The sequence below is a fragment of the Gracilimonas sp. genome (assembly GCF_035704785.1).
Classification (GTDB): Bacteria; Bacteroidota; Rhodothermia; order Balneolales; family Balneolaceae; genus Gracilimonas.
The window spans coordinates 34,533-40,763 of record NZ_DASSWP010000074.1; the positions used below are offsets into that span (position 1 = coordinate 34,533).

The 6,231-nt window shown below is 39.8% G+C and carries 5 protein-coding genes; 3 read left to right on the forward strand and 2 right to left on the reverse strand.

From position 1 onward, the window contains the following. Positions 1-50 precede the first annotated feature (50 nt). Both VFM80_RS04300 and tmk read right to left on the reverse strand, forming a co-directional pair. The gene (locus tag VFM80_RS04300; RefSeq protein WP_395069903.1) at positions 51-527 is read right to left on the reverse strand and encodes an SRPBCC family protein; all 477 of its coding nucleotides are present in this window, start codon (positions 525-527) and stop codon (positions 51-53) included. A 231-nt stretch (positions 528-758) separates the two neighbouring features. Then, a complete protein-coding gene (gene tmk / locus VFM80_RS04305) occupies positions 759-1,361 on the reverse strand; it encodes a dTMP kinase (RefSeq protein ID WP_395069905.1) in 603 nt (200 codons plus the stop codon). A 231-nt stretch (positions 1,362-1,592) separates the two neighbouring features. On the opposite strand from tmk, the gene metG reads away from it, so the two are divergent. The 3 genes from metG to VFM80_RS04320 form a co-directional block, all read left to right on the forward strand. Further along, positions 1,593-3,626, forward strand: a complete 2,034-nt coding sequence (gene metG, locus VFM80_RS04310; RefSeq protein WP_395069907.1) for a methionine--tRNA ligase — start codon at positions 1,593-1,595, stop codon at positions 3,624-3,626. Then, positions 3,626-5,647, forward strand: a complete 2,022-nt coding sequence (locus tag VFM80_RS04315; protein WP_395069909.1) for an alpha-amylase family glycosyl hydrolase — start codon at positions 3,626-3,628, stop codon at positions 5,645-5,647. Before metG ends, VFM80_RS04315 begins: the two co-directional genes overlap by 1 nt. Positions 5,648-5,693: 46 nt before the next feature. Further along, the coding region (locus tag VFM80_RS04320; protein WP_395069911.1) for a sodium-dependent transporter at positions 5,694-6,231 on the forward strand (538 nt) is incomplete at its 3' end.

Sequence of the window (6,231 nt, forward strand, 5' to 3'; positions counted from 1 at the left end):
CGCATCGATACGATGCGCATTGTAAATAAAGTAGTAAAGATTGAATTACCTTATGCAGTAACTTCTTCTTCGGTCTCTTCTTTTGGCTCCAATGGGGTTTCTTTGAAGGTTCCGCCTTCAGCTAATTCTTTAAATTTTGCAAGATCTTTAGCTAATTGTGCAGGTGAATCTTCGATGAAGGAAGCCAATTCTTCTTCAGGATCCCCGAAAAATGTACGGTAGTCCAAAGAAAACTCTACTCGTGTCCGTTCGCCATTATCCAGCGGTGTGAAACGAATAGTTCCGGTTTGGTTGAGATTACCACTAATGGTAATCCAAGCGAATCGGGTATTACGAAGGTTGTCGATAAGATTAGTTGTCCAGTTGTACTCTTCTCCGCCAATATCGGTTGAATATTCGAAGGTCTGAGAATTAACTCTTTCCACTTTGTCTATGCGTTCCAAGAACTTAGGGAATTCAACCGGATTACTTAAAAGTTCATAGACTTTGGCAAGAGGTAAATCAATTTCGATTCTTTCGTGAGCCATAATTTGTTACTTGGTAGTTATGATCGTTAGAATTGTATTCTTTGATGAACTGGTTGTCATGGAAATAGGCAGGACTCATCCAGATTGTTCTAAATTTACGGATAAAATGATTAAGCCTCAATGATCTTTGAAGATAAATACCCAAAAAAAATTTTAAAGTGACCAGAGAAGATCTTTACCCATTTCATTAAAACACTTAAATGTACTTTTAAAGCAAGCAGGTGCTACTTTCTATAACTCTGCTTCCAATTCATTGAAGATATTTTGGTGGATAACATCTATATCTTTCTCGGCATTAATTGTTTTAAACCGAGGTTCGGTTTTGGCAAGATGCTCAAATCCTTCAAAAACGCGCTTATAAAAGCTATCTCCTGCGCGTTCCATTCGGTCTTTCTCGAAGTTTTTAGTGCGTTCAGCAGCTTCATCAAGGCTCAAACGCAAATAAAAAGTAAAGTCAGGGACTAAGTTTTTTGTAGCTGCTGCATTTATTTGATGAATTTGTTCAATAGGCATGCTTTTCCTGCCATATCCCTGGTAAGCAATCGTAGAATCATAAAAACGATCAAGGATAACGATCACATTCTCCTCTAAAAGAGGCCGAACTTTTTCAGCAATTAATTGTGACCGTGCTGATGAGAATAAAAGTAATTCTGTAACAGGATCAATTTCCAGATCAGGGTTAAGTAACATTCCCCTTATCATTTCAGAGACATCGGTCCCCCCCGGCTCTCTGAAAACTTCAACTTGATGACCAAGCTGAATCAGTTTTTCCTTTAAAAGTGAAATCTGTGTCGATTTCCCGCTACCGTCTATTCCTTCAAATGTTATTAGCATGCACAGAAATTAAGAAGAAATTTGATAGGTATAGAAAGTTTTTTCTGATTGTTTAGATTAAATCCATCTGACCGATCGCCAGTCTATGGATAGTTAAGGATTTGTTCCTCAAATTCGGGATCTGTAAGACGAACTTGAAGCCCCGCATTCCCAAAAAATATTAAAATGTAGTCTTAAATATTAAAGCCACCATTTCTTATCTTCCAAAAAAACGACGGACAAAAATTATTCATGCCCAATAAAAAAAGAATTCTTGTTACTTCGGCACTTCCTTATGCCAACGGTCCTATTCATCTTGGTCACCTTGCCGGAGCCTACCTCACCCCCGATTTTTATGTACGCTATAAGCGAAGAACCGATGCAGATGTAGCTTTTATATGCGGTTCTGATGAACACGGTGTCCCTATTACTATTGCTGCCGAAAAAGAAGGGGTTTCACCTCAGGATATTGTAGACCGATATCACGAAATGAATAAAAAGGTATTTGAAGACTTTGGGATCACCTTTGATTATTACGGACGAACGAGTTCCAAAGTGCACCACGAGACTTCTCAGGAATTTTTCACCACCCTTTATGAAAAGGGGTTCTTCAAAAAGAAAACGGAAGAACAACTTTATGATCCCAAAGCGGATATGTTTCTCCCTGATCGGTATGTAAAGGGAACATGCCCCAACTGTGGATATAAAGAGGCTTATGGCGATCAGTGCGAAAAATGTGGTACCTCACTCTCTCCTACTGAGCTTATTGATCCGGTTAGTGCTTTGACCGGTGAGAAACCCAAATTAAAAAAGACAGAACATTGGTACATGCCTCTGGGTGATGTTCAACCAAAACTGGAGAAATGGATCGAGTCTCGCGAAAACTGGAAACCCAATGTTATGGGGCAGGTTAAAAGCTGGCTTACCGATGGGCTGAATGACAGAGCTGCAACCAGGGATCTGAGTTGGGGAGTTCCCGTTCCACTGAAAGAAGCCAAAGGTAAAGTACTATATGTTTGGTTTGATGCGCCCATCGGCTATGTTTCAGCGACCAAAGAATGGGCTCAGCAGCAAGGTAAGCCGGAGCTCTGGAAGGATTTTTGGCAAAATGAAGATACCGAGCTTTACCACTTTATTGGTAAAGATAACATCGTATTTCACTGCATCATGTTTCCGGTTGTATTGATGGAACATGGTGATTACGTACTCCCAAAAAATGTACCGGCTAACGAGTTTCTGAATCTTGAAGGAAAAAAATTATCTACCTCAAGAGGCTGGGCGGTTTGGCTTCATGAATATCTGGATGAATTTGAACCGGACTTGTTACGCTATGCACTTGGAACCACCCTTCCTGAATCAAAGGATTCTGACTTTTCTTGGAAAGACTTTCAGATGCATATTAATACCGAATTAGCCGATGTTTTAGGCAATTTCACTAATCGTTCTCTTTCTTTTACCGCAAATTATGCTGAAGGAAAAGTACCTGAATTGATCGAACCTTCTGACCTTGATAAGGAAACCCTTCAGGCTATTGATGACCAAAAAATGAAGGTTACGCAGGCTTATGAGAATTTTCGCTTCAAAGAAGCCATTAATGAAACCATGAATCTCGCCCGGATCGGCAACAAGTATTTCACGGAAACTGAGCCCTGGAAAACCCGTAAAGATGATCCCATCAAATGTGGGAATACATTACATATAAGTTTGCAGATCAGCGCAGCTCTCTCCTGCCTGTTCGATCCCATTCTTCCCACCAAGATGAAGCAATTGCGGGCTCAGTTTGGATTGAGTGATGACTTTAGTTGGGAAGAGATCAATGCTAACATGCTTAAAAAAGGAACACCTGTTATTCAGGGTGATATTTTATTTAATAAGATCGAGGACGACATCATCGAACAGCAAATCCAAAAATTACATGAAAAATCTTCGGCCGCAGACCCTACACCTGATGTTCCTGAGTTAAAAGAAAACATTGAGTTCGGTGATTTCATGAAACTGGATCTTCGTGCCGGAAAGATCATTTCTGCCGAAAAAATTGAGAGGTCCAATAAGCTCCTTAAACTTAAAGTTGATATAGGACTTGAGAAAAGAACCATCGTATCCGGGATCGCCAAAGATTTTAAAGCTGAAGACTTGCCGGGTCAAAAAGTGAGTGTAGTGGCAAATCTTGCTCCTAAAAAATTAATGGGCGTGGAAAGTCAGGGCATGATCCTGATGGCTGAAACCCCGGAAGGCGAACTAAAGTTTGTGGAAACATCGGCTGAGCCGGGTAGTCCTATTACTTAATGGATACCCAACAAGTTAACGATTGCACTATTTCTGATCTTAACACATATCCCCTGGGTTGTACGTCTGAACATGGGGCGACCATTTTCAGGCTGTTTTCACCGAAAGCTCATTCTGTATCGGTTTTCATATATGAATCATATGAAGATGAATCAGGTATAGTGATTCCTTTAACTAAAAGTGAGGATGGTGTCTGGGAAACCATCATACAGAATACTTTTATTGAAAAGTGGTATGCCTATAAAATATCAGGCCCTGAGAATGATCCCTTTTTCATGCAAACTTCCCACACCATAGCTGATCCATGGGGTAAATACGTAACTTCAAAGAATCATCACCTTCAGTTTCATAAGACAAAGATCCTGCCTCCTCTTAATTTCGATTGGGAAAATGATACATTTATAGGCCCGAAAGATCCTCGAGACCTCATTATTTATGAGACTCATATTAAAGATATGGTTGCTCACCCCACTGCAGAAACTTATGTGCAAGGCATTTATAATGATTTCAGGGAGGCAAAAACAGGTGGGATTCAGCATTTGAAAAAGCTTGGAGTTAATGCCGTTGAATTTCTTCCCCTTCAAAAATTCCCATATTTCGAACCACCCTTTCAAGAAGAAACGGAAGAAGGAATTAAGAATACCTGGAACCCTTATGCCCGGAATTATTGGGGCTATATGACTTCCTTTTTTCTCGCCCCTGAAACGCTGTATGCTTCTGATGCCAGTTTAGAAAAAGGAGACGTTATAGGAAGAACAAGAAAGGCAGAATCAGAGCTCAAAAACTTGGTCAAAGAACTTCATAAAGAAGGCATATCAGTAATCATGGATGTAGTATACAATCATGCTTCCCATTACGATCTGAATCCACTTAAATATACTGCAAAAGACCATTATTTTAGATTAGATGACACCGGTAACTTATTGAACGACAGCTGGACAGGGAATGATATTGATTCAACTTCTGCATACTCAAGAAAATTGATCGTAGAGTCTGTAAAGCATTGGATAACCGAATACCATATTGATGGATTTAGGTTTGATCTTGCCGGTATTTTGGATTGGGAAACAGTGGATCTCATTAAAGAAGAAGCACGGAAGTTAAATCCCCATGTATTATTGATAGCCGAACCCTGGGGCAGTGAATATAAACCCGAGGGGTTTTCTGATCACGACTGGTCCTCCTGGAATGATCAGTTCAGAAATGGGATAAAAGGATATAACCCATCAGAAGATAAAGGACTCATTTTTGGTAATATCGGATTGCATTCTCGTTTTTCTATTGAAAACCTGATAAGAGGTACATTGAAAAGTAATGCTTTCGGGCTTTTTAATCATTCAAGGCATTCAGTAAATTATCTCGAAAGTCATGACGGTTACACACTGGGTGATTATATTCGAATAGCCTTAGACCCCAAAAAAGGCTTGCAGGTGTTCAGTGATAAAGATGAGGCTACTGTACTTTCCGGCCTAGAGGAAAAAATTGCAAAGCTGGCCTCTCTTATTCTTTTTGTATCTCAAGGTATCACAATGTTGCATGCGGGTCAGGAATGGGCTCGCTCAAAAATTATCGCTGACCCTGAAAATATTGATCCCCAAAAAGGACAGTTAGACCGCGATACTTACAATAAAGATGATGAAACAAACTGGCTGAATTACAATGAAATTGAATTAAACGAAAACCTATTTAGATATTATAAAGGCTTAATAAAATTAAGGTTAAAATCTCCAGCATTTAGAAAATCAGAACCTGAGGATATTAATTTTAAAGTTTATGACGACCCGCTTCATATTACATTCTCAATTGATGGAAAAAGTTCGGGTGATAAGTATGATTACTTTGTATCATTGAACGCAAATGAAGGACTTGAGCATGAAATTATATTACCTGCAGGATACTGGGAAATTGTTGTTAACGCCAGCAAAGCCGGTTATAATACCATAAAAAGCACACATCAATCACTAAATGTGCCCCCAAGTTCCGGAGTTGTTTTAAGAAAGTTGCGTGTAACCAATGCTTAAAATATTTTACAGACCTAAAATCAAAACATCCTAAGGAGGAAATCACTTGGCGGAATTAACTACCGATCGCGGATCATGGAATTCAAAACTTGGTTTTGTACTTGCAGCAGCAGGTTCGGCCGTTGGCCTTGGTAACATCTGGGCCTTCCCAACAAAAGTTGCTACCGAAGGTGGCGCAGCATATCTTTTAGTTTATCTGCTGTGTTCGTTCGCCATCGGTTTTCCCGTAATGGCAGCGGAAATAGCAATTGGTCGAAAATCAGGAAAAAATCCTGTTGGTGCCTTTAAAGCTATTAGTTCAAATAAATTCTTTCCCCTTGTGGGTTTGTGGGGTATAATTTGCGGGGTGATGATCCTCTCTTTTTATACCGTTATTGCCGGTTGGGCCTTTGGTTTTGCTTTTGAAGAGATCTTCTATTTTCTTGGCTGGGATGGCGCTGCCAACTGGCTTACAGATACCGATAATGGGTTTAAAAATGCAATAATTGCTACTGTCTTTATGATAGGTACCATAAAGATTATTACAGGTGGTGTCAGCGATGGTATTGAGCGTGCTACCAAAGCTATGATGCCATTACTGATCA

Coding starts and splice junctions, on each gene's coding strand:
- VFM80_RS04300 (WP_395069903.1), bottom strand. CDS start 527: ATGGCTCACGAAAGAATCGAAATTGATTTACCTCTTGCCAAAGTCTAT.
- tmk (WP_395069905.1), bottom strand. CDS start 1,361: ATGCTAATAACATTTGAAGGAATAGACGGTAGCGGGAAATCGACACAG.
- metG (WP_395069907.1), top strand. CDS start 1,593: ATGCCCAATAAAAAAAGAATTCTTGTTACTTCGGCACTTCCTTATGCC.
- VFM80_RS04315 (WP_395069909.1), top strand. CDS start 3,626: ATGGATACCCAACAAGTTAACGATTGCACTATTTCTGATCTTAACACA.